Origin of the sequence: Polaromonas sp., assembly GCF_016185115.1 — a bacterium.
In the GTDB taxonomy this organism is placed as follows: Bacteria; Pseudomonadota; Gammaproteobacteria; order Burkholderiales; family Burkholderiaceae_C; genus Polaromonas.
The window spans coordinates 218873-239930 of the sequence record NZ_JACPOF010000020.1 but is presented as its reverse complement, the minus strand read 5'-3'; the positions used below and the strand labels follow the sequence as shown (position 1 = coordinate 239930).

General features: G+C 60.0%; 27 protein-coding genes. 25 read left to right on the top strand and 2 right to left on the bottom strand.

Annotated elements, in window-relative coordinates:
• Window positions 1–68: 68 nt before the first annotated feature.
• The 22 genes from mlaD to tatC all read left to right on the top strand — a co-directional run bounded on the left by mlaD (window position 69) and on the right by tatC (window position 15904).
• The gene (gene mlaD / locus HYX42_RS14130; RefSeq protein WP_293404060.1) at window positions 69–590 is read left to right on the top strand and encodes an outer membrane lipid asymmetry maintenance protein MlaD; all 522 of its coding nucleotides are present in this window, start codon (window positions 69–71) and stop codon (window positions 588–590) included.
• On the top strand, window positions 587–1369 hold the full coding sequence (locus HYX42_RS14125) for a VacJ family lipoprotein (protein WP_293404058.1): 783 nt from the start codon (window positions 587–589) through the stop codon (window positions 1367–1369). Before mlaD ends, HYX42_RS14125 begins: the two co-directional genes overlap by 4 nt.
• Window positions 1370–1581: 212 nt before the next feature.
• Window positions 1582–2214: a phospholipid-binding protein MlaC gene (locus HYX42_RS14120; RefSeq protein WP_293404056.1), complete on the top strand. Its 633-nt coding sequence runs from the start codon at window positions 1582–1584 to the stop codon at window positions 2212–2214.
• A gap of 13 nt (window positions 2215–2227) precedes the next feature.
• Window positions 2228–2497, top strand: a complete 270-nt coding sequence (locus tag HYX42_RS14115) for an STAS domain-containing protein (RefSeq protein WP_293404054.1) — start codon at window positions 2228–2230, stop codon at window positions 2495–2497.
• Window positions 2498–2566: 69 nt separating this feature from the next.
• Window positions 2567–3526 (top strand): ABC transporter ATP-binding protein, encoded by a 960-nt coding sequence (locus HYX42_RS14110; protein ID WP_293404052.1) that lies wholly within the window; start codon window positions 2567–2569, stop codon window positions 3524–3526.
• A complete protein-coding gene (locus HYX42_RS14105) occupies window positions 3523–4278 on the top strand; it encodes an ABC transporter permease (protein WP_293404050.1) in 756 nt (251 codons plus the stop codon). The genes HYX42_RS14110 and HYX42_RS14105 overlap by 4 nt, the downstream gene beginning before the upstream one ends.
• A 128-nt stretch (window positions 4279–4406) precedes the next feature.
• On the top strand, window positions 4407–4652 hold the full coding sequence (locus HYX42_RS14100) for a BolA family protein (RefSeq protein ID WP_293404048.1): 246 nt from the start codon (window positions 4407–4409) through the stop codon (window positions 4650–4652).
• 13 nt (window positions 4653–4665) lie between these two features.
• A complete protein-coding gene (gene murA / locus HYX42_RS14095) occupies window positions 4666–5937 on the top strand; it encodes a UDP-N-acetylglucosamine 1-carboxyvinyltransferase (RefSeq protein WP_293404046.1) in 1272 nt (423 codons plus the stop codon).
• A 139-nt stretch (window positions 5938–6076) separates the two neighbouring features.
• The gene (gene hisG, locus HYX42_RS14090) at window positions 6077–6715 is read left to right on the top strand and encodes an ATP phosphoribosyltransferase (protein WP_293404044.1); all 639 of its coding nucleotides are present in this window, start codon (window positions 6077–6079) and stop codon (window positions 6713–6715) included.
• 16 nt (window positions 6716–6731) lie between these two features.
• Window positions 6732–8075: a histidinol dehydrogenase gene (gene hisD / locus HYX42_RS14085; protein WP_293404042.1), complete on the top strand. Its 1344-nt coding sequence runs from the start codon at window positions 6732–6734 to the stop codon at window positions 8073–8075.
• Entirely contained in the window at window positions 8072–9160 is a 1089-nt protein-coding gene (gene hisC, locus HYX42_RS14080; RefSeq protein ID WP_293404040.1) for a histidinol-phosphate transaminase, read from the top strand. The genes hisD and hisC overlap by 4 nt, the downstream gene beginning before the upstream one ends.
• Window positions 9157–9768, top strand: a complete 612-nt coding sequence (gene hisB / locus HYX42_RS14075; protein WP_293404038.1) for an imidazoleglycerol-phosphate dehydratase HisB — start codon at window positions 9157–9159, stop codon at window positions 9766–9768. Before hisC ends, hisB begins: the two co-directional genes overlap by 4 nt.
• Before the next feature lie 24 nt (window positions 9769–9792).
• Window positions 9793–10482, top strand: coding sequence for an imidazole glycerol phosphate synthase subunit HisH (gene hisH, locus HYX42_RS14070; RefSeq protein WP_293404036.1), 690 nt, complete (start codon window positions 9793–9795; stop codon window positions 10480–10482).
• A 55-nt stretch (window positions 10483–10537) separates the two neighbouring features.
• Window positions 10538–11278 carry a 1-(5-phosphoribosyl)-5-[(5-phosphoribosylamino)methylideneamino]imidazole-4-carboxamide isomerase gene (gene hisA / locus HYX42_RS14065; protein WP_293404034.1) on the top strand — a complete coding sequence of 247 codons (741 nt, stop codon included), beginning with the start codon at window positions 10538–10540 and terminating at the stop codon, window positions 11276–11278.
• A 129-nt stretch (window positions 11279–11407) separates the two neighbouring features.
• Window positions 11408–12187, top strand: a complete 780-nt coding sequence (gene hisF / locus HYX42_RS14060; RefSeq protein WP_293404032.1) for an imidazole glycerol phosphate synthase subunit HisF — start codon at window positions 11408–11410, stop codon at window positions 12185–12187.
• A gap of 213 nt (window positions 12188–12400) precedes the next feature.
• Window positions 12401–12817, top strand: coding sequence for a phosphoribosyl-AMP cyclohydrolase (gene hisI, locus HYX42_RS14055; RefSeq protein ID WP_293404030.1), 417 nt, complete (start codon window positions 12401–12403; stop codon window positions 12815–12817).
• The gene (locus HYX42_RS14050) at window positions 12804–13187 is read left to right on the top strand and encodes a phosphoribosyl-ATP diphosphatase (protein WP_293404028.1); all 384 of its coding nucleotides are present in this window, start codon (window positions 12804–12806) and stop codon (window positions 13185–13187) included. Before hisI ends, HYX42_RS14050 begins: the two co-directional genes overlap by 14 nt.
• A 31-nt stretch (window positions 13188–13218) precedes the next feature.
• Window positions 13219–13590 (top strand): hypothetical protein, encoded by a 372-nt coding sequence (locus tag HYX42_RS14045; RefSeq protein ID WP_293404026.1) that lies wholly within the window; start codon window positions 13219–13221, stop codon window positions 13588–13590.
• Window positions 13591–13619: 29 nt separating this feature from the next.
• A complete protein-coding gene (locus tag HYX42_RS14040; protein ID WP_293404024.1) occupies window positions 13620–13979 on the top strand; it encodes a histidine triad nucleotide-binding protein in 360 nt (119 codons plus the stop codon).
• Window positions 13980–14209: 230 nt separating this feature from the next.
• Window positions 14210–14446, top strand: a complete 237-nt coding sequence (gene tatA, locus HYX42_RS14035) for a Sec-independent protein translocase subunit TatA (RefSeq protein ID WP_293404022.1) — start codon at window positions 14210–14212, stop codon at window positions 14444–14446.
• 126 nt (window positions 14447–14572) lie between these two features.
• Window positions 14573–15040 (top strand): Sec-independent protein translocase protein TatB, encoded by a 468-nt coding sequence (gene tatB, locus HYX42_RS14030; protein WP_293404020.1) that lies wholly within the window; start codon window positions 14573–14575, stop codon window positions 15038–15040.
• A gap of 51 nt (window positions 15041–15091) precedes the next feature.
• Complete coding sequence (gene tatC / locus HYX42_RS14025) at window positions 15092–15904, top strand: twin-arginine translocase subunit TatC (RefSeq protein ID WP_293404018.1); 813 nt, start codon at window positions 15092–15094, stop codon at window positions 15902–15904.
• A gap of 360 nt (window positions 15905–16264) precedes the next feature.
• Here the strand turns inward: tatC and HYX42_RS14020 are convergent, their stop codons facing one another.
• Window positions 16265–17410 (bottom strand): trypsin-like peptidase domain-containing protein, encoded by a 1146-nt coding sequence (locus HYX42_RS14020; protein ID WP_293404016.1) that lies wholly within the window; start codon window positions 17408–17410, stop codon window positions 16265–16267.
• A 189-nt stretch (window positions 17411–17599) separates the two neighbouring features.
• Here HYX42_RS14020 and cysK point away from each other — a divergent pair, with 189 nt between their 5' ends.
• The 3 genes from cysK to pdxA are packed head-to-tail and all read left to right on the top strand — an operon-like array spanning window position 17600 to window position 20364.
• Window positions 17600–18523 carry a cysteine synthase A gene (gene cysK, locus HYX42_RS14015; protein ID WP_293404014.1) on the top strand — a complete coding sequence of 308 codons (924 nt, stop codon included), beginning with the start codon at window positions 17600–17602 and terminating at the stop codon, window positions 18521–18523.
• Between the two features lie 2 nt (window positions 18524–18525).
• Window positions 18526–19311 carry a Nif3-like dinuclear metal center hexameric protein gene (locus tag HYX42_RS14010; protein ID WP_293404546.1) on the top strand — a complete coding sequence of 262 codons (786 nt, stop codon included), beginning with the start codon at window positions 18526–18528 and terminating at the stop codon, window positions 19309–19311.
• 18 nt (window positions 19312–19329) lie between these two features.
• The gene (pdxA, locus tag HYX42_RS14005; protein WP_293404012.1) at window positions 19330–20364 is read left to right on the top strand and encodes a 4-hydroxythreonine-4-phosphate dehydrogenase PdxA; all 1035 of its coding nucleotides are present in this window, start codon (window positions 19330–19332) and stop codon (window positions 20362–20364) included.
• 238 nt (window positions 20365–20602) lie between these two features.
• Here the strand turns inward: pdxA and mscL are convergent, their stop codons facing one another.
• Window positions 20603–21034 (bottom strand): large conductance mechanosensitive channel protein MscL, encoded by a 432-nt coding sequence (gene mscL, locus HYX42_RS14000; protein WP_293404010.1) that lies wholly within the window; start codon window positions 21032–21034, stop codon window positions 20603–20605.
• Window positions 21035–21058 lie beyond the last annotated feature (24 nt).

Below are 21058 nucleotides of genomic sequence, written 5' to 3'. Positions count from 1 at the left end.
GGATGTAACATTTTTCCTTCAATTCAACCCCGTTGGGCGGGGTCTGAAGGCAGACAAAGAGAAAAACAATGCAACGCTCGAAAAATGACCTCTGGGTTGGTTTGTTTGTACTGACGGGCGCGGCCGCGATCCTGTTCCTGGCGCTCAAGTCGGCCAACCTGCTGACGCTCAATTTCGACACTGCGTACAAGGTCACGGCCAAGTTCGACAACATAGGCGGCCTCAAGCCGCGTGCAGCCGTCAAGAGCGCGGGTGTGGTGGTGGGACGGGTCGATAACATCGTCTTCGACGACAAGCTCTACCAGGCCAGCGTCAACCTTGCGATGGAAAGCAAATATGTTTTCCCGAAAGACAGTTCGCTCAAGATATTGACCAGCGGACTGCTCGGCGAGCAGTATGTCGGCATTGAAGCCGGTGGCAGCGACAAAAACATGGCTGCAGGTGACGTCATCAAGACCACGCAGTCGGCTGTGGTTCTTGAGACCCTGATCAGCCAGTTTCTGTATAACAAGGCCGCAGACAGTTCGAATCCGGCGCCAGCGGCAGCCGCGCCTGCGGCAGGGAATTCAGGGAGTACCGATAAAAAATGAATACAAAAAACACGATAACGAAGGCGTTGCGATTGCTCGCAGCAGGCTTGGGGCTGGTTCTGGTGCAGGGTTGCGCGATTGGCCCCAACGCCAATCCGGCGGATCCCTTCGAGCCTTTCAACCGGGGCGTGTTCGGTTTCAATGAAGGTGTGGATCGCGCCATCCTCAAGCCGGTCGCCACCGCCTACCGCGACATCACACCGTCGCCTGTGCGCACAGGTGTGACCAACTTCTTCGGCAACATCGGCGATGTCTGGTCGCTGGTCAACAACATCCTTCAGGGCAAGCCCAGGGAATCGGTCGAGACGCTGATGCGTGTGAGCTTCAACACGATTTTTGGTTTCGCCGGCGTGTTTGACATTGCAACCGAGATGCGGCTTGAAAAGCACTCCGAAGATTTTGGCCAGACGCTGGGCTACTGGGGCATGGGCTCCGGCCCTTACCTGGTTCTGCCCTTGCTTGGGCCATCAAATTTCCGCGATGGCATAGGCACCGCCGTTGATGCGAATGCGGATCTGGTCAACCGCACTGACAGGGTCCCGGTGCGCAATTCCCTCGCGGCGCTGCGTGTGGTCAACACGCGTGCCAATTTCCTGAGTGCCGGCGATGTGCTGGATCAGGCAGCTCTCGACAAATACAGCTTTACCCGCGACCTTTATCTCAAGCGCCGTGAGAGCCAGATTCGTGACCATGCCCCCGAGAAGGAAGAGCGTTACGACCTGCCCGAAAGCCGACCCGCAGGGGCGCCTCCAAGTGGTGCGCCACCTGCCGCAAGGTAACGCGTAAGGCCCTCTGGCCGAAAGGCTTACATGCTTTACAAATACAGGGGTAAAACTTAACCGTCCTTACCTCTGTGGCAATTGAGAATCCACCCGTTGCCGCCATTTGCAGGGATCAAACTGGACGCGATGTACTCCAGGAGTGCAACTGGTGCGCTGTAGATGTACAAACCCTCGATGATTTCGAAGTGACATAGCAAGAAGGACAAGATATGAACCGTAGAACCCTGGCCCATCTATTCGCCGCTGTGTGCAGCGTGGCCCTGCTGGCATCTGCACCTGCTGTTCGTGCTGCTGATGAAGCACCCGATGCGTTGATCAAGCGTGTCTCTACCGATGTGATCGACAAGATCAAGTCGGACAAGGATGTGCAGGCCGGTAACCTGAACAAGGTGCTGGTGCTGGTTGACAGCCAGATCATGCCCAACGTGAACTTCACGCGCATGACTGCTGCGGCCGTGGGACGCAACTGGCGGCAAGCCACACCTGATCAGCAAAAGAAGCTGCAGGAAGAGTTCAAGACCCTGTTGGTTCGCACCTATTCCGGTGCTCTTGCACAGGTCAAGGACCAGAGCGTCAGCGTCAAGCCCCTGCGGGCTGAAGCTGGCGACACCGAGGTCACCGTACGTACCGAGGTTCTGGGCCGGGGCGACCCCATCCAGCTTGACTACCGCATGGAAAAAACCAATGGCAGCTGGAAGATCTATGACCTCAATGTGCTGGGTGTCTGGCTGGTGGAAACCTACCGCACCCAGTTTGCCCAGGAAATCAACGCCAAGGGCGTGGACGGACTGATTGCATCCCTGGTGCAGCGCAACCAGACCAATGCCGGCAAGAAGTCCTGAGCGGGCACCATCCATGCTGACACTTCCACCCGTACTGACGCATGCCCAGGCTGCCGGTTTTTCCGGCGGGTTGAAGCAACTGGTCAGTCAGCAGGGCGGGCAGGTGGTGGCCGACGCAAGTGCGATGACTGAATTTGATTCGTCGGCACTGGCAGTCCTGCTGTCCTGCCGTCGTGAAGCGCTGGCTGCCGGCAAGGAGTTTTCGGTCAGTGGCCTGCCCCCCCGGCTGCGCCAGCTGGCTGGCCTGTACGGCGTCGCAGAACTGATTCCTGTCACGGCCTGACCCCTCCGGCGCAGGGCTTTGCGGTCACCGGGGCACCGGAATGCGCCAGCCCCTTAAAATGGTGGGCTAATGCCTGCCATCTCATTCAAGTCGGTCTCCAAAACCTATTCATCTTCGCGGGCCGCCTCGGGACCCGTGGTCAAGGCACTTGACGACGTCAGCTTTGACATCCGGCAAGGCGAGTTTTTCGGCCTTCTCGGCCCCAATGGCGCGGGCAAGACCTCCCTGATCAGCATTCTTGCCGGCCTGTCACGCGCTACCAGCGGGTCGGTGGAGGTTCAGGGCAGCGATGTCGTGAGGGACTACGCCGCCGCGCGGCGCAAACTGGGCATCGTGCCGCAGGAGCTGGTGTTCGACCCGTTTTTCACGGTGCGTGAAGCCTTGCGCATCCAGTCCGGTTATTTCGGCATCAAGAAAAATAATGACTGGATAGACGAATTGCTCGTCAGCCTCGGCCTTGCAGACAAGGCCAACGCCAATATGCGCCAGCTTTCAGGCGGCATGAAGCGCCGCGTCCTGGTGGCGCAGGCGCTGGTACACAAACCCCAGGTCATCGTGCTTGACGAGCCCACGGCAGGCGTGGACGTGGAACTCCGGCAAACGCTCTGGCAGTTCATCGCCAAACTCAACAAGCAGGGCAGCACCGTGCTGCTGACCACGCACTATCTGGAAGAAGCAGAAGCGCTGTGCAGCCGTATTGCCATGCTCAAGCAGGGCAAGGTGGTTGCGCTGGCGCAGACGTCGGAACTGCTCAAGGCTGCATCATCCAATGTGCTGCGTTTCAAGATCGACAGCGAGCTGCCAAAACAGCTGGCCGAGCGTGCCCGCATCACCGGGCGGATTGTGCAGTTCCCTGCGCACAACGCACGTGAAATCGAGCAATATCTGGCTGCGGTGCGTGAGGCAGGGCTGGTCGCCGAGGATGTCGAAATCCGCAAGGCCGACCTTGAGGATGTATTTCTTGACCTGATGGCTGAAAAAGCCGTGAAAGAGCCTGTGGCCTTGAATCTGTCCGGAGTTGCGCTATGACTGGCTGGCAGACCCTTTTTTACAAGGAAGTTTTGCGCTTCTGGAAAGTGGGCTTTCAGACCGTTGGTGCCCCCGTGCTGACGGCGGTCATGTACATGCTGATCTTCGGCCATGTCATGCAGGGGAAAGAGCTGGTTTATGGTCAGGTCAGCTACAACGCCTTTCTGGTGCCCGGCCTCGTGATGATGAGTGTGCTTCAAAACGCATTTGCCAACAGCTCGTCATCCCTGATACAGAGCAAGATCATGGGCAGCCTGGTATTTGTGCTGCTGACTCCGCTGTCGCACTGGCACTGGTTTTTTGCCTACGTAGGCTCATCGGTTGCGCGCGGCCTGCTGGTAGGCCTGGGTGTGTTTGCGGTCACGGCATTTTTCGGCATGCCGTCTTTTGTCGCGCCGCTGTGGATATTGCTGTTTGCCGTGCTGGGCGCAGCCATGCTGGGTGCACTCGGTGTGGTGGCCGGCCTGTGGTCTGAAAAATTCGACCAGATGGCGGCTTTCCAGAACTTTGTCATCATGCCCATGACGTTTTTGAGTGGCGTGTTTTATTCCATCCACTCGTTGCCCCCGTTCTGGCAAAAGGTCAGTCACCTCAACCCGTTCTTCTACATGATCGATGGCTTCAGGTACGGGTTTTTTGGCGTGAGCGATGTTTCGCCGTGGCTCAGTCTGGGGATTGTGGGCTGCGCACTGCTTGTCGTCAGCGCCATCGCAGTCACCATGCTGAAAACCGGCTACAAAATCAGAAGTTAATGCCCCACGTTCACTTACTTCGTGTAATTCTCTGCCCCCCGAGGGAGCGCTGCGCCTTTGGCCTGGCAAAGCCAGTGCCGCGGCCCCTGCTTGCAAAGACACTCGTCTCGTGCCTGAATAGATAACTTATGACCAGCGAAGAACTCAAAGCCATCATTGCCGCAGGCCTGCCCTGCGAGTACGTCGAACTGTCCGGTGACGGCCGCCACTGGTACGCCACCATCGTGTCTGCCGCATTTGAAGGCAAACGCCTCATACAGCGCCACCAGAAGGTCTACGCCACTCTGGGCACGCGCATGCAGACCGATGAGGTCCATGCCCTGTCGATGAAAACCTACACGCCTGCGGAATGGGCAGCCAACCCACAGTCTTAGAAGCACAAAAATCATGGACAAGTTATTGATCAAGGGTGGCAAGCCGCTCGCCGGCACCGTCACCATCTCCGGTGCAAAAAATGCCGCCCTTCCGGAGCTCTGCGCTGCGCTGCTCACGGCGGATACCGTCACGCTGGAGAACGTCCCACGCCTGCAGGACGTGAGCACCATGCTCAAGCTCATACGCAATATGGGCGTGACGGCCGAGCGCAGTGAGGCGGCGCCCAGCACGGTCATCCTGAATGCAGGTGCGCTCAGTTCCCCTGAGGCACCGTATGAGCTGGTCAAGACCATGCGCGCCTCTGTTCTGGCGCTTGGTCCGTTGCTTGCGCGCTTCGGCGAGGCGACGGTGTCGCTCCCCGGCGGGTGCGCCATCGGCTCGCGGCCTGTCGATCAGCACATCAAGGGCATGCAGGCCATGGGCGCCGAGATCGCCGTCGAGCACGGCTACATGATTGCCAAGCTGCCCGCAGGGCAGAAAAGGCTCAAGGGCTGCAGCATCACCACCGACATGGTGACGGTCACCGGCACTGAAAATTTCCTGATGGCCGCCAGTCTGGCCGAGGGTGAGACGGTTCTTGAAAATGCCGCGCAGGAGCCGGAGATCGGCGACCTGGCCGAGATGCTCATCAAGATGGGCGCGAAGATTGAAGGCCACGGCACCAGCCGCATCGTTATCCAGGGGGTTGAGCGCCTGCATGGCTGCACCCACCAGGTGGTGGCTGACCGTATTGAAACCGGCACCTTTCTGTGTGCGGTCGCGGCAACCGGGGGTGATGTTGTGCTGAAGAATGGTCGCATCGACCATCTGGCTGCTGTGGTTGACAAGCTTCGTGAGGCTGGTGCAACGGTGACCGGTGGCGATGGTTTCATCCGCATCCAGGCCAGCGGACGGCTTGTCGCCCAGTCCTTCCAGACGACCGAATACCCGGGCTTTCCGACCGACATGCAGGCCCAGTTCATGGCGCTCAATGCAATTTCGACCGGTCCGAGCACGGTCACCGAGACGATCTTTGAAAACCGCTTCATGCACGTCAATGAAATGGTGCGCCTGGGCGCAAAAATCCAGATCGAAGGCAAGGTTGCAGTCATGGAAGGTGTTGAACGCCTGTCGGGCGCCACGGTGATGGCCACCGACCTGCGCGCGTCAGCCAGCCTGGTCATTGCCGGCCTGGTTGCTGACGGCGAGACGCTGGTTGACCGCATCTACCACCTTGATCGCGGATATGACCAGATGGAAGCCAAGTTGCGCGGCATTGGTGCGGACATCGAGAGGGTGAAATGAGCCCCCACGCTTGTCGCTTCGCGTACTACGCTGCCCCCCGAGGGGGCCGCCCGCCTGCAGTCCGGCAAAGCCGGTCCTGCGGCTTGACTTGCCAGGACGGGGCCTGTTTTGACGCTCTCCACTTTTTGAAAGCATCACTGTGATTACGCTTGCACTGTCAAAAGGCCGGATCTTCGACGACACCGTTCCCCTGCTGAAAAGCGCGGGCATTGAAGTTCTTGATGATCCTGAAAAATCACGCAAGCTGATTCTCGATACCAACCAGCCCGACCTGCGCGTGGTGCTGGTAAGGGCCACAGATGTGCCTACTTATGTGCAGTACGGTGGTGCGGATATTGGCGTCGTGGGCAAGGACACCCTGCTCGAATCAGGTAGCCAGGGCCTCTACCAGCCGCTGGACCTGCAGATTGCCAAATGCCGCATCAGCGTGGCGGTGCGTGAGGGCTTTGATTACGCCGCTGCCGTGAAGCAGGGCTCCCGCCTGACCGTGGCCACCAAGTACGTAGCCATTGCCCGCGAGTTTTTTGCATCCAAGGGTGTGCACGTTGACCTGGTCAAGCTTTATGGCAGTATGGAACTCGCACCACTGACCGGCCTGGCCGATGCGATTGTTGACCTGGTCTCTACAGGCAACACCTTGAAGGCCAACCATCTTGTCGAGGTTGAGCGCATCATGGACATCAGCTCGCATCTGGTCGTGAACCAGACGGCGCTCAAACTCAAACAGGTCCCCATCCGCAAACTCATAGATGCGTTTGCGAGCGCACTTGAAAAATAGTATTTCTCTCAAAACAATGAAACTGGTAGCCGCCCCCGTCCGCCTGTCCACTGCATCAGCATCGTTTGATGCTGATTTCAAGGCACGCCTGCACTGGTCGGCAGATACTGATGCGGCGATCGAACAGCGGGTGGCCGACATCCTGGCCGATGTGCAACAGCGCGGTGATATGGCGGTGCTTGAGTACACCGCACGTTTTGACGGGCTGGAGGTGGCCTCCATGCAGGCACTTGAACTCACGCAGGCTGAACTGAAGGCTGCGTTTGAGTCCATTCCTGCCGCCCAGCGCGACGCGCTTGAAGCAGCGGCCCGTCGTGTGCGCAGCTATCACGAGGCACAAAAGAAGGCCAGTGGCGGGAGCTGGAGTTACCGTGATGAAGACGGCACGCTCCTCGGCCAGAAGGTCACGCCGCTGGATCGCGTCGGCATCTACGTTCCCGGTGGCAAGGCGGCGTATCCCTCATCAGTGCTGATGAATGCCATACCTGCGCACGTTGCAGGCGTTGGCGAAATCATCATGGTCGTGCCTACGCCCAAAGGTGAAAAAAATGCGCTGGTCCTGGCTGCGGCATATATTGCCGGTGTGACCCGCGCCTTCACGATTGGTGGCGCGCAGGCCGTCGCTGCGCTGGCCTACGGTACGCAGACCGTGCCCAAGGTTGACAAGATCACCGGCCCGGGCAATGCCTATGTGGCCAGCGCCAAGAAGCGCGTTTTTGGCACTGTGGGCATAGACATGATTGCCGGCCCGTCTGAAATCCTGGTGCTTGCGGATGGCAGCACACCCGCAGACTGGGTGGCGATGGATTTGTTCAGCCAGGCCGAGCACGACGAACTGGCGCAAAGCATACTGCTGTGCCCGGACGAAGCCTACATAGACGCGGTGCAGGAGGCCATCAACCGCCTGCTGCCACACATGCCGCGCGCTGACATCATTGCCAAATCACTGAACGGCCGTGGCGCTCTCATTCACACCCGCAGCATGGAAGAAGCCTGCGGTATCAGCAACCGCATTGCGCCCGAGCACCTTGAAGTCAGCAGTAGCGACCCGCATCGCTGGGAACCGCGCCTCAAACATGCCGGTGCGATATTTCTCGGTGCGTACACCAGCGAATCACTTGGCGACTATTGCGCCGGCCCCAATCATGTGCTGCCCACCAGCGGCACCGCACGCTTCTCCAGCCCGCTGGGGGTGTATGACTTCCAGAAGCGCTCCAGCCTGATTGAAGTCAGCGAGCAGGGTGCGCAGGTTCTGGGCCAGGTGGCCGCAGAACTGGCTTATGGCGAAGGCCTGCAGGCCCATGCACGCGCCGCAGAAATGCGCCTGAAGACCGTCCCCGACATGAGAAAAACCAAATGACAGCGCCCGACGCCCCACTCGCCCCCAGGCTCAAAAAACTGATTCGCCAGGACGTGCAGTCCATGCACGCCTATGCCATCCAGGATTCCGCCGGCATGGTCAAGCTCGATGCCATGGAGAACCCGCACCGCCTGCCTGCTGCATTGCAGGCGCACCTGGGCCAGCGCCTGGGCGCACTGGCGCTGAACCGTTATCCCGATGGCCGCGTGAACGATCTGCGCAAGGCGCTCGCGGACTACGCGCAGATGCCGGAAGGTTTTGACATCATGCTGGGCAATGGCTCGGACGAACTTATCTCCCTGCTGGCCATGGCCTGCGATGTGGAGGGCGGATCCATTCTTGCCCCACTGCCTGGTTTTGTGATGTACGGCATGAGCGCCCAGTTGCAGGGCCTCAAGTTCATCGGTGTACCGCTGACTGCGGACTTTGAACTCGATGAGGCTGCAATGCTGGCCGCCATCGCCGAGCACCAGCCGTCCATCATCTACATTGCCTACCCGAACAACCCCACGGCGAATTTGTGGGACGACGCAGTGATTGAAAAAATCGTCAGTGCCGCGCCGGGGCTGGTCGTGTTTGACGAGGCTTACCAGCCGTTTTCAAGCAGGAGTTACATCGACCGCATTGCAGGGCACAGTCATGTGCTGCTGATGCGCACCATGAGCAAGTTCGGTCTGGCTGGCGTACGCATTGGCTACATGATTGGTCCGAAAGCGTTGATTGCCGAGATCGACAAGGTACGCCCACCCTACAACGTCAGCGTGCTCAACTACGAGTGCGCTCTGTTTGCGCTTGAGCATCAGGCCGAGTTTGCAGCGCAGGCTCGCGATCTCGTGGAGCAGCGCGCCCAACTGCTACGGGCCCTGGGTGGCCTCGGCGGCGTGAAGGCCTGGAAAAGTGACGCCAACATGATCCTCATCCGGGTGCCAGATGCCGCAAAAACCTTTGACGGCATGAAGGCGCGCAAGGTGCTTGTCAAAAACGTTTCTAAAATGCATCCATTGCTGGCCAATTGTTTGCGCCTGACGGTTGGCACCGCAGACGAGAACGCACAAATGCTGGCGGCGCTCAAAGAATCCCTATGACCACCCCTACAACTGCCCTCCCACGCATCGCCGAGGTTTCCCGCAACACTGCGGAAACCAGAATCACCGTGAAGGTCAACCTTGACGGTACCGGCAAGGCCAGCCTGTCGACAGGCATTGGTTTTTTTGACCACATGCTGGACCAGATTGCGCGTCACGGCCTGATCGACCTCGACATCCACGCCGAGGGTGATCTGCACATTGATGGCCATCACACGGTGGAGGACGTCGGCATCACGCTGGGGCAGGCGGTAGCCAAAGCCGTGGGCGACAAAAAAGGCCTGCGCCGTTACGGCCATGCCTATGTGCCGCTGGATGAAGCACTGTCGCGGGTGGTCGTTGATTTTTCGGGCCGACCCGGGCTTGAGATGCACGTGCCCTTCAAGAGCGGCATGATAGGCACCTTCGACAGCCAGCTGGCCTATGAATTTTTCCAGGGCTTTGTGAACCACGCCTTCGTGACGCTGCACATCGACAACCTGCGTGGTGACAACTCGCACCACCAGGCCGAGACGGTGTTCAAGGCCTTTGCACGTGCGTTGCGCATGGCTCTTGAGATTGATCCGCGCGCTGCGGGGGTCATTCCCTCGACCAAGGGCTCGCTCTAGGCCCGGTGCCCGGCTCATAACCCGATGGCAACACCCCAAACAGTCGCCGTGGTCGACTACGGCATGGGCAATTTGCGCTCTGTATCGCAGGCTGTGCAACACGTTGCCAAAGGGAGTGGCTTTGAAGTCATCGTGACCTCAAGGGCCGAAGACGTGATGAACGCCGAACGCGTGGTGCTGCCCGGCCAGGGTGCGATTGCCGATTGCATGCGCGAACTGGCCGAGTCCGGCATGAAGGACGCGGTGCTTCACGCGGCAGCGCACAAACCGCTGTTTGGGGTTTGCGTGGGTATGCAGATGCTGCTCACCCACAGCCAGGAAGGCGTTCCCGGTGACGGCGGTGCAGGCACTGCCGGGCTTGACCTGATTCCCGGCGAAGTCATCAAGTTTGACCTTGCGGGTAAAACCCAGCCTGATGGCAGTCGCTACAAGGTACCCCAGATGGGCTGGAACCAGGTTTACCAAAATGGTGCATCGACCGGAAAGGCCCATCCGGTCTGGGCTGGCGTGCCTGACGGCGCGTATTTCTACTTTGTGCACAGCTTTTACGCCCATCCGTCTGATGCGCGCCACACTGCAGGCGAAGCTGAGTACGGCGCACGCTTTACCGCTGCGATTGCACGCGATAATATTTTTGCAACACAGTTTCACCCGGAAAAGAGTGCTGACCAGGGCCTGACCTTGTACCGCAATTTTCTGCACTGGAACCCGTGATTCACACTTCTCCTTTCCATTAAACCGCTGACTTTTTCCGTTTTCTGACCGCAACATGCTACTTATCCCCGCGATTGACCTGAAAGACGGCCACTGCGTACGCCTCAAGCAGGGCGACATGGATCAATCCACCGTTTTCAGCGAGGATCCGGCGGCAATGGCCCGCAGCTGGGTAGACAAGGGCGCGCGCCGCCTGCACCTGGTAGACCTGAACGGCGCATTTGCGGGCAAGCCCAAAAATGAAGCGGCGATCAAGAAAATCCTGGCTGAAGTCGGCAGTGAAGTCGATGTTCAACTCGGTGGCGGCATTCGCGACCTCGACACCATAGAGCGTTACCTTGACGCCGGCCTGCGCTACGTCATCATCGGCACCGCAGCTGTCAAAAACCCGGGCTTCCTGCAGGACGCCTGCACTGCGTTCGGCGGCCACATCATCGTGGGGCTGGACGCCAAGGACGGCAAGGTTGCCACCGACGGCTGGAGCAAGATGACCGGCCATGAAGTCATAGACCTCGGCAAGAAGTTCCAGGACTACGGCGTCGAAGGCATCATCTACACCGACATAGGCCGCGACGGCATGCTCACCGGCATCAACATGGAAGCGACTGTCAAGCTGGCACAGGCCCTGACGATTCCCGTGATCGCCTCTGGCGGGCTTTCCAGCATGGCCGATATTGAAGCGCTTTGCGATGTCGAAGACGAAGGCGTTGAGGGCGTGATCTGTGGCCGCTCGATTTACAGCGGCGATCTGGACTTTGAAAAAGCACAGGCCAGAGCCGACGAATTGAATGGATGAACTTTGCCGGCACGATTAGCGGTTTTCTGCATGCAAGCAGGAGCCGCGGAACCGGCTTCGCCGGGCCGCAGGCGGGGCGGCCCCCTTGGGGGCAGGGAGCCACACGCAGTGGGCGACCGTGGGGGCTGAATGTTAGCTAAACGAATCATCCCCTGTCTTGACGTCACCGGCGGCCGCGTGGTAAAGGGCGTCAATTTTGTCGAGCTGCGAGACGCGGGCGATCCGGTTGAAATCGCTGCACGCTACAACGAACAGGGCGCGGACGAACTGACGTTTCTCGACATCACGGCCACCAGCGATGGGCGTGACCTGATCCTTCACATCATTGAAGCGGTGGCCTCGCAGGTCTTTATTCCACTGACGGTGGGCGGCGGTGTGCGCACGGTGGATGATGTGCGCCGCCTGCTCAATGCGGGTGCCGACAAGACCAGTTTCAACTCCGCCGCGCTGGCCAACCCTCAGGTGATTGAAGACGCGTCGGCTAGGTACGGTGCGCAGTGCATTGTGGTGGCGATTGATGCCAAGCGCCGCTCGGAAGAAGATGCAAAAACACGCGGTGCGGGCTGGGATGTCTACAGCCATGGCGGCCGTAAAAACACCGGCCTGGACGCCGTGGCATGGGCAACGGAGATGGCGCGCCGCGGGGCTGGTGAAATCCTGCTCACCAGCATGGACCGCGACGGTACCAAATCGGGTTTTGACCTGGCGCTGACCCGCGCTGTGAGTGACGCGGTCGATGTGCCGGTGATCGCATCGGGCGGCGTGGGCAACCTGGAGCATCTGGCTGATGGCATACAGCTTGGCGGCGCCGATGCGGTGCTGGCTGCCAGCATTTTTCATTACGGTGAATACACGGTGCAGCAGGCCAAGCAGGCCATGGCGGCGCGCGGAATACCCGTACGGTTGTAACCCCCGTCGGACGCTCACTGCGTGTAGCGCCTTCCCCCCCTGCTGGGGCGGAAAAATCTGCAACCCCTATCGGCTTCGCGCACTTCGTGTCGCTACGCCTTTTCCCCTGCCGGGACGATATCTTCGGTCCGGCAAAGCCGGTCCCGCGATATCCTTGCCCTGGATAATGGCGCTCCCGATAACGCCCGTTCCAAATCCCGGACAATAGACACCATGAAATGGCTAGACGACATCAGTTGGGACGACAAGGGCCTGGTCCCGGTTATTGCGCAGGAAGCTGCCAGCGGCGACGTGCTCATGTTTGCGTGGATGAACCGCGAGGCGCTGCAAAAAACTGCCGAGTTGGGCCAGGCCGTGTATTACAGCCGTTCACGCGGCAGGTTGTGGCACAAGGGCGAGGAGTCCGGCAACCAGCAGACGGTGCACGAGATCCGTATGGACTGCGACAACGACGTGATCCTGCTCAAGGTCACGCAGCTTGGGCATGAGCCCGGCATTGCGTGCCACACCGGCCGCCACAGCTGTTTTTTCAGTCTTTACAAAGACGGTCAGTGGGTGGTGACCGAGCCTGTCCTCAAGGACCCGAAAAGCATGTACAAACAAACCCCCGGCAAACATGACCACGAATGATTCCCTCCAGCGCCTGGCGCAAACCATAGAAAGCCGAAAGCTTGCCAATGGCGGCGACCCGGAGAAAAGTTATGTCGCCCGCCTGCTGCACAAGGGCCCGGATGCTTTCCTTAAAAAGATTGGTGAAGAGGCGACAGAAACCGTCATGGCGGCCAAGGACATTGACCATGGCGGTGCAACGCCCGAACTGCAGGGCAAGCTCGTAGGTGAAGTGGCTGACCTGTGGTTTCACAGCCTGATTGCGCTCGCGCACTACGGCCTGAGCCCTGCCGATGTGATTGCCGAACTGGAGCGCCGCGAAGGCACCAGCGGTATTGAAGAAAAGGCCTTGCGCAAGGCGCAGGGCCGTGACGCGGCCGAGAAGCGCTGACATTGACCGTCGTAACCCAACAGGAGCACGCATGAGTGAAACCAACTTCGCCGATTTTGAACCCAGGACCGATGGTGATCGCACCGTCATGCATGTGCTGTACGGCTTGCATACGCTGGCGTGGTTCAGCGGTGGCGTTTTCGCCATCATCGCGCTCATCATCAACTACATACGCCGGGCCGATGAGACGGACCCCCTTTACGTATCGCACCACAACTACATGATCAGCACCTTCTGGTGGACCATGCTCTGGCTTGTGGTGACCTCGCCCCTGTGGCTGCTGTTTTTCTTCCCCGGAGCCATTGCGTATTTCATCATCTGGCTTTGGTACCTTTACCGCTGTGTTCTGGGCTGGATGCGATTTAACTCGCAACGCCTGCCGGTTTTGAACAGCGCCGTCTGACCTGCATGACCCCCATCGCCTGAGTTGCCATGAGTCACCCCGACAACTGTATTTTTTGCAAGATCGCCGCCGGCACCATCCCCAGCCGCAAAGTCTATGAAGACGAAGACATCTTTGTCTTTCATGACATTGCGCCCTGGGCGCCGGTGCATTTTTTGATGATCCCCAAAGCGCACATTCCGTCCATGGCGCAGGTTGGCGCTGAACACGAGGCGCTGCTGGGCCGCATGATGACGCTGGCGCCGAAACTGGCGCTGGAGCAGGGCTGCCGGCCTTATCCCGAAGGCGGCTTTCGTATCGTGACCAATACCGGGGCTGAAGGCGGGCAGGAAGTGCATCATCTGCACATCCATGTCATGGGTGGTCCGCGCCCATGGCTGAGAGGATAGCCCCCACGCTCCGCCGCTGCGCGGGTCGCTGCCCCCCGAGGGGGCCGTTCGCCTGTGGCCCGGCGAAGCCGGTTCCACGGCTCTGCTTGCGAAAACGGGGAAGTGCTGTTTACCCCCGTGCTGCCGACTAACCCTACCCGGCGCTAAGGTGTAACCTGCGCTGCAAGGGCCGGGGCTTTAGAATCGTTAAATTCACCTGCAACCACTGCATATAGATTTAGGAGCAAATCATGGGTTCATTTTCAATCTGGCACTGGCTGATCGTGCTGCTCATCGTTGTCATGGTGTTCGGCACCAAGAAGCTCAAGAACATGGGCAGCGACCTGGGCGGCGCCGTCAAGGGCTTCAAGGACGGCATGAAAGACGGTTCGGCCACGCCTGAGACGCCGGTGCCACCACAGCAGGTCGCCAGCGGCACAGCCGCCGACAAAACCACCATCGACGTCGAAGCCCGCCAGAAATCGTGAGCCCCCACGGTCGCTCACTGCGTGTAGCTTCCTGCCCCCCGAGGGGGCCGTTGCGCCTGCGGCCCGGCAAAGCCGGTTCCGCGGCCCCTGCTTGCCTGGAATCCTCGTTCAACGACAGCTACGCGCATGATTGACCTTGGCGTTTCAAAGATCATGCTTATTGGCGCGGTTGCGCTGATCGTGATCGGCCCTGAAAAGCTGCCGCGTGTTGCGCGCACGGTCGGTACGCTGCTGGGCAAGGCCCAGCGTTATGTGGCCGACGTCAAGAATGAGGTCAACCGCTCCATGGAGCTCGATGAGCTCAAGAAGATGAAGGAAACCGTCGAGGGCGCTGCCCGCGATGTCGAGAACTCCATCCAGACGCACACCAGCGATTTTGAGAAGTCATGGTCTGAGGCGACCAGCCAGGACAGCTACGGCGATTTGCCCGGCATGATTGTCTATCCCGAATACAAGCACCCCAAAAAGAAGTGGCGCCTGAAAACCGGTGCCACGCCGCAGTGGTACAAGGCACGTTCCGGCGTGCGCACCAGGGCCCAGTCGGGTGCGGCGCGTGTGGCGCGTTTCCGTCCCCAGTCGGGTCCGCGTTCCTGATCATTTCCGGCGCGCGACCCCAGCGCATTCCATAAAGCGCAAATCTTCCCCATGAGCGATTCCAACACCGACAAGCCGGACGAACTGGCAGGCACTGAACAGCCCTTTGTGCAGCACCTGATGGAGTTGCGCGACCGGATGATCAAGGCGGTGATCGCCATTGGCGTGGCGGCCGCGGTTCTCGCGATTTTCCCCGGCCCCGCCGCGCTCTATGACATCATGGCGCAGCCCCTGATCAACTCGCTGCCTGCCGGCTCCAAACTGATCGCCATCAACGTGATCTCACCGTTTGTGGTGCCTATCAAGATTCTCTTCATGGCGGCCTTCATGATTGCGCTGCCGGTGGTGCTCTACCAGGTCTGGGCCTTCGTCGCGCCTGGCCTTTATTCGCACGAGAAGAAGCTGGTCATGCCGCTGGTGGTGTCCAGCACCGTGCTGTTTTTTGTCGGCGTGGCATTTTGTTATTACGTCGTCTTCGGCCAGGTCTTTCATTTCATCCAGAGTTTTGCGCCCAAGTCCATCACGGCCACGCCTGACATCGAGGAATACCTCAGCTTTGTGCTCGGCATGTTCCTGGCGTTCGGCCTGGCGTTTGAAGTGCCGATTGCCGTGATTCTGCTGGTGCGCATGGGCGTCCTCACGGTGGCCCAGCTGCGCGAATACCGCGGCTATTTCTGGGTCGCGGCTGCCATTGGCACGGCACTGGTTACGCCGCCGGACGCGGGCTCCATGATCATGCTGCTGGGCGTGGTGGGCGGCCTGTATGAGGTGGGCATCATTGCTGCGCAGATGTTCGTCAAGCACACAAAAGCGCCGGTCGAGCCTGAAACCGATACCGAAGTCGCCAAGTCCGAAACGCCCTAGGCCTTACGGCCTGTGCAGCGGGGATGGCAGCCCTTGCGCTCAATCGGCCTCGCCGCCACTGCCGACTTGATCCGCCACCGTAACCGCACGTGGCTTCCGGTTGTGAAATTGCTACTAAATCCATAGCTGCTCACGCACGTATTCATTGGTCTGCAGCCTGATTTGGCACTCAAAAATGGCCTTTTCGAGCCATTTTTTGACGATTTTTCGGTGCGGCGCGGGTTCACAAGACCGAAAGTTAATATAGAAGTTAACTTTCAGGAAAATTTTGCCGTATACGTTAAAAATTTAATGTAGACAGCAAAATTTATGACCCACGGCCCCGTGTGCCGCCCAGCCTGCGTACTGGCGGCGGCCAGCCTAGCGCTGAACCTTGGGCCGCTGGCGCTTGCCCGGCGTAACGGCGATATCGCTTTTGCCTTCCTTGCGCACAACGGTCAATGGCGCCGGAACGCCTGGCTTGAGCGCTGACACGGCACCCAGCAATTCCGTCACGGTGCTCACGCCCTTGCCGTCTACCGCAGTGATCACGTCGCCCGGGCGAATGCCAGCCTGCGCGGCCGGGCCGTTTTGCAGCACACCTGTGATGATGACGCCGCTTTTGGCCTTGACATCAAAGGTCTCGGCCAGTTCGGCATTGAGCTCCTGGGGCTCCACGCCAATCCAGCCGCGTGTGACCTGGCCGTCCCTGACGATGCTTTCCAGCACCTGTTTGGCGGTCGAGACGGGAATGGCAAAACCGATGCCCATGGAGCCACCAGAACGCGAATAGATGGCGGTGTTGATGCCCATCAGGTTGCCGGCGGTATCGACCAGTGCGCCGCCGGAGTTGCCGGGGTTGATGGCTGCGTCGGTCTGGATGAAGTTCTCGAAGGTGTTGATGCCCAGCTGGTTGCGGCCCAGTGCGCTGACGATGCCGCCCGTGACGGTCTGGCCCACGCCGAAGGGGTTGCCAATGGCCAGAACGGGGTCGCCCACCTGCAACTGGTCGGAATTGCCGAGAACGATGACCGGCAGCTTGTCGAGTTCGATCTTGAGGATGGCCAGGTCGGTGTCCGGGTCGGTACCTATGATTTTGGCTTTGGCCTTGCGTTTGTCATTGAGGATGACCTCGATCTCGTCAGCACCTTCAACCACGTGGTTGTTGGTCAGTATGTAGCCGGTGTTGCTGATGATGACGCCGCTGCCCAGGCCGCCCTGCGGTTCGGCACGGCCCTGGTCGCCGAAGAAAAATTTGAACCAGGGGTCTTCGGACTGCGGGTTTCTGGAGGCGGCCTTGCTGGTGTTGATGCTGACCACGGCGGCAGAGGCAATCTTTGCGGCCGAACTGAAACTGCCCACCGGCCCGGCTGCGCGCTGCACGCCGCTGGCGGGTGCCTCAAGGACAGACACGGCGTTCATGCCGGGTTTGCGGTCCAGCCACTCGGGTTTGAGGCTGGCCACGACAAAATAGCCCGCCAGGAAGACGGTGACGGTTTGTGAAAACAGGAGCCAGAATTTACGCATGGTCAGAAGTGGGGCAGACAGGCCGCAGGGGGGATCACGGACATCGGAGGCCAAAGCCTTGTGCGCTTTGGGTTTCCCCGGATTTTCGCCCAGTTTGTATCCGCCGGTGTCGTCTGGCTGGCGATCGCTGTTAAAAGCGGTAAATTCAATCCCCGGACATTCAACATCAGGCAACAACAGGAGACCGCCATGAAAGCTTCCAGCGTCCTTGCGACCATAGGCAACACGCCACACATACGAATCAACCGGCTTTTTGGCGCGGCCAGCCAGTCACACCAGGTCTACATCAAGTCAGAGCGCAGCAACCCGGGCGGCTCCATCAAGGACCGCATTGCGCTCAGCATGGTCGAGGCGGCTGAAAAATCGGGCGCACTCAAGCCCGGCGGCACCATCATCGAGCCGACCTCGGGCAATACTGGTGTGGGGCTGGCCATGGTCGCGGCCGTCAAGGGCTACAAGCTGGTGCTGGTGATGCCCGAAAGCATGAGCATCGAGCGGCGACGGCTGATGCTGGCCTACGGCGCCAGCTTTGACCTGACCCCGCGCGAAAAAGGCATGAACGGCGCTATCGCGCGTGCCAAAGAGCTGCAGGCCGAGACGCCCGATTCCTGGACCCCCCAGCAGTTTGAGAACCCTGCCAACATTGAGGTGCATGTCCGCACCACTGCTGCAGAAATACTGGCGGACTTCCCGAACGGGGTGGACTATCTCATCACAGGTGTGGGTACCGGTGGCCACCTGACCGGCGTGGCGCGTGTGCTGAAAGAGAAATTCCCCAAAACAAAGGTATTTGCCGTTGAGCCTTCGGCCTCGCCGGTCATCAGCGGTGGCAAACCTTCCCCGCACCCGATCCAGGGCATAGGCGCGGGCTTTATCCCCACCAACCTGGATACCGCTGTACTCGATGGCGTGATCCAGGTCGAAGCCGAGGCCGCCAAGGACTTTGCGCGCCGCAGTGCGGCAGAAGAAGGCTTGCTGGTCGGTATCTCGTCAGGAGCCACACTGGCGGCCATCGCCCAGAAGCTGCCTGAGATCCCGGCAGGCAGCGTGGTTCTGGGCTTCAACTACGACACCGGCGAGCGCTACCTTTCGGTAGAGGGTTTCCTGCCGTGACCATGCAGGATGCGGTGGTCGCACCACGTGCATTGCTACTAGGCGCTTTTGACCAGCTGCTGCAGCCCGAGCGCTTCAAGGACTACGGCCCGAACGGCCTGCAGGTTGAAGGCAAGCCCGAGGTGCGCAAGATGGTGTCCGGCGTGACAGCCAGCCTGGCCCTCATCGAAGCCGCCGTCGCCGCGAATGCCGATGCGATTTTTGTGCACCACGGCCTGTTCTGGCGGGGCCAGGATGGCCGGGTCACGGGCTGGATGAAACAGCGCCTGGCCCTTCTGCTCGCGCATGACATCAACCTGTTTGCATACCACCTGCCGCTGGATGCACACCCCGAACTGGGCAACAACGCGCAACTCGGGCTCAAGCTTGGCCTGGCCGCTCATGAAGGTGAGAAGGGGCGCTTTGGCGATCAGGGGCTGGGCTTTGTCGGCGGCAAGCCGGATGGCAGCGGGTTCGCAAGTCCAGAGGCACTTGCGGATGGCGTTGCGGCGGCGCTTGAGCGGCCTGTGACGCTGGTGCAGGGTTCAGCGAAAGCCATACAGAATGTGGCGTGGTGCAGCGGCGGGGCTCAAGGCTACTTTGAAGCCGCGATTGCTGCGGGCGCAGATGCCTTCATCACGGGTGAAATCTCCGAACCCCAGGCTCACTACGCGCGCGAGATGGGCGTGGCCTTTATCGCCTGCGGGCACCATGCGTCAGAGCGTTACGGCGCGCCCGCAGTGGCTGCGCATGTTGCCTCCCGGTTTGGCCTGGTGCATGAGTTCATTGACATAGACAACCCCGCGTGAAGAGAAAAGAACCAGGCCATGAAAAAACCGCTGCTCATTACCATGGGTGATGCCGCCGGCATAGGGCCGGAGACGATTGCACGCGCGTTTCGCGAGGCGCCGGCTGATCTTGCCGATTGTGTGGTGGTCGGTGATGCAGCAACCCTGCGTCGTGCGGCATCGTTGACCGGTACGGCTCCGCAGCTTCCGCTTGTTCAATTGGCCGACCTGTCTGGTGCGGCGCAGGTGCCGCCAGGCTGCATCCCGCTCTTGCAGAAAGGCGACCTCGCCGGGCTGCTGCCGTTTGGCGCGGTCAATGCCCTGGCCGGTCGGGCCGCAGGGCAGTGCATTGTGTGGGCCGCGCGCGAGGTGTTGGCTGGCCGCGCGGCGGCGATGGTTACCGCGCCTATTCACAAGGAATCACTGGCGGCGGCTGGCGGCCAGTTTGCCAATTTTCCGGGACACACTGAAATGCTTCAGGCAGAAGCAGCGGCCTTCATGGGCAAAAGCGTAGCGGACGTACCGGTACGCATGATGCTGGCCAATGACGAACTGAGGACGGTGCTGGTGAGCATTCACATGTCGCTGCAGGCGGCTATCCATGCGGTGACCTTTGACAATGTGCTGCAAACCCTGCAGATCACCCATCAGGCACTCGGCGCCACTTTGGGCCGCGCACCGCGCATTGGCGTCGCGGGTCTGAACCCCCATGCAGGCGAGGGCGGCCTGTTCGGGTCTGAAGAGCAGGCCATCATTGCCCCCGCCATCGCTGCGGCGCGTGCTGCAGGCCTGGATGTGCATGGGCCGTTCGCACCCGACACGGTCTTCATGAGGGCCCGCCACACAGCGGCAAAGCCTGGCGAGTTTGACGTGGTTGTCGCCATGTACCACGACCAGGGGCTGATTCCCGTCAAATACCTGGGCGTGGAGCAGGGCGTGAATGTCACGCTGGGCCTGCCGTTGATACGTACCAGCCCTGATCACGGCACCGCCTTTGATATTGCCGGAACCGGCAAGGCCGATGCGTCCAGCCTGATTGCCGCTGTGCGCATGGCGCGAAAGCTGTCTTCTTGAAACGAAAAAAGCTTTCACAGCCCATGCCGGCGTGAGCACCAGCTACCCGATAGATACCAGCGCCATGCCTTCGCAAGCGGGGGCCGCGTGACCGGCTTTGCCGGCGCGCAGGCGCCGCCCCTGGAAGGGGGAAAGCGCTACACGCAGTGAGCGTCCGACGGGGTGAGACAAGCTTCGCAGGCGCCGTCCCCTGTAGGGGAGAGGCCGCTACACGCAGTGAGCGGCAACATGGGGGTGCTTATTTCTTCAGACTGTCCCGAATTTCACGCAAAAGAACGATGTCTTCCGGCGGTGCCGCGGGCGCTGCAGCTGCAGGTTCTGCCTGGCTGCGCTTGAGTTTGTTGATTTCCTTGACCATCAAAAAAATGATGAAGGCCAGGATAAGGAAGTTGAGAACGATGGTCAGGAAGTGGCCGTAGGCGAACACCGGCACGCCAGCTTTCCGCAGTGCTTCCAGCGACATGTCAGTGCCCGCAGGGACCGTACCCAGCAACACATACATTTGGGAAAAATCCAGTTTGCCGAAAACCAGGCCCACCACCGGCATGATGAGGTCGGTCACCACCGCATCAACAATCTTGCCAAAGGCCGCGCCGATGATGACGCCGACCGCCAGATCGATCACATTGCCCTTGATCGCAAACTCCCTGAATTCCTTCATCATGCCCATGCTGGATTCTCCTTTGATTGATTT

Coding starts and splice junctions, on each gene's coding strand:
- hisA (WP_293404034.1), top strand. CDS start 10,538: ATGCTACTTATCCCCGCGATTGACCTGAAAGACGGCCACTGCGTACGC.
- HYX42_RS14040 (WP_293404024.1), top strand. CDS start 13,620: ATGAGTCACCCCGACAACTGTATTTTTTGCAAGATCGCCGCCGGCACC.
- HYX42_RS14010 (WP_293404546.1), top strand. CDS start 18,526: ATGCAGGATGCGGTGGTCGCACCACGTGCATTGCTACTAGGCGCTTTT.
- tatA (WP_293404022.1), top strand. CDS start 14,210: ATGGGTTCATTTTCAATCTGGCACTGGCTGATCGTGCTGCTCATCGTT.
- HYX42_RS14020 (WP_293404016.1), bottom strand. CDS start 17,410: ATGCGTAAATTCTGGCTCCTGTTTTCACAAACCGTCACCGTCTTCCTG.
- hisH (WP_293404036.1), top strand. CDS start 9,793: ATGGCAACACCCCAAACAGTCGCCGTGGTCGACTACGGCATGGGCAAT.
- tatC (WP_293404018.1), top strand. CDS start 15,092: ATGAGCGATTCCAACACCGACAAGCCGGACGAACTGGCAGGCACTGAA.
- hisC (WP_293404040.1), top strand. CDS start 8,072: ATGACAGCGCCCGACGCCCCACTCGCCCCCAGGCTCAAAAAACTGATT.
- hisD (WP_293404042.1), top strand. CDS start 6,732: ATGAAACTGGTAGCCGCCCCCGTCCGCCTGTCCACTGCATCAGCATCG.
- hisF (WP_293404032.1), top strand. CDS start 11,408: ATGTTAGCTAAACGAATCATCCCCTGTCTTGACGTCACCGGCGGCCGC.
- HYX42_RS14115 (WP_293404054.1), top strand. CDS start 2,228: ATGCTGACACTTCCACCCGTACTGACGCATGCCCAGGCTGCCGGTTTT.
- HYX42_RS14105 (WP_293404050.1), top strand. CDS start 3,523: ATGACTGGCTGGCAGACCCTTTTTTACAAGGAAGTTTTGCGCTTCTGG.
- cysK (WP_293404014.1), top strand. CDS start 17,600: ATGAAAGCTTCCAGCGTCCTTGCGACCATAGGCAACACGCCACACATA.
- hisB (WP_293404038.1), top strand. CDS start 9,157: ATGACCACCCCTACAACTGCCCTCCCACGCATCGCCGAGGTTTCCCGC.
- murA (WP_293404046.1), top strand. CDS start 4,666: ATGGACAAGTTATTGATCAAGGGTGGCAAGCCGCTCGCCGGCACCGTC.
- mscL (WP_293404010.1), bottom strand. CDS start 21,034: ATGGGCATGATGAAGGAATTCAGGGAGTTTGCGATCAAGGGCAATGTG.
- HYX42_RS14120 (WP_293404056.1), top strand. CDS start 1,582: ATGAACCGTAGAACCCTGGCCCATCTATTCGCCGCTGTGTGCAGCGTG.
- HYX42_RS14050 (WP_293404028.1), top strand. CDS start 12,804: ATGACCACGAATGATTCCCTCCAGCGCCTGGCGCAAACCATAGAAAGC.
- HYX42_RS14100 (WP_293404048.1), top strand. CDS start 4,407: ATGACCAGCGAAGAACTCAAAGCCATCATTGCCGCAGGCCTGCCCTGC.
- mlaD (WP_293404060.1), top strand. CDS start 69: ATGCAACGCTCGAAAAATGACCTCTGGGTTGGTTTGTTTGTACTGACG.
- pdxA (WP_293404012.1), top strand. CDS start 19,330: ATGAAAAAACCGCTGCTCATTACCATGGGTGATGCCGCCGGCATAGGG.
- HYX42_RS14045 (WP_293404026.1), top strand. CDS start 13,219: ATGAGTGAAACCAACTTCGCCGATTTTGAACCCAGGACCGATGGTGAT.
- HYX42_RS14110 (WP_293404052.1), top strand. CDS start 2,567: ATGCCTGCCATCTCATTCAAGTCGGTCTCCAAAACCTATTCATCTTCG.
- hisI (WP_293404030.1), top strand. CDS start 12,401: ATGAAATGGCTAGACGACATCAGTTGGGACGACAAGGGCCTGGTCCCG.
- tatB (WP_293404020.1), top strand. CDS start 14,573: ATGATTGACCTTGGCGTTTCAAAGATCATGCTTATTGGCGCGGTTGCG.
- HYX42_RS14125 (WP_293404058.1), top strand. CDS start 587: ATGAATACAAAAAACACGATAACGAAGGCGTTGCGATTGCTCGCAGCA.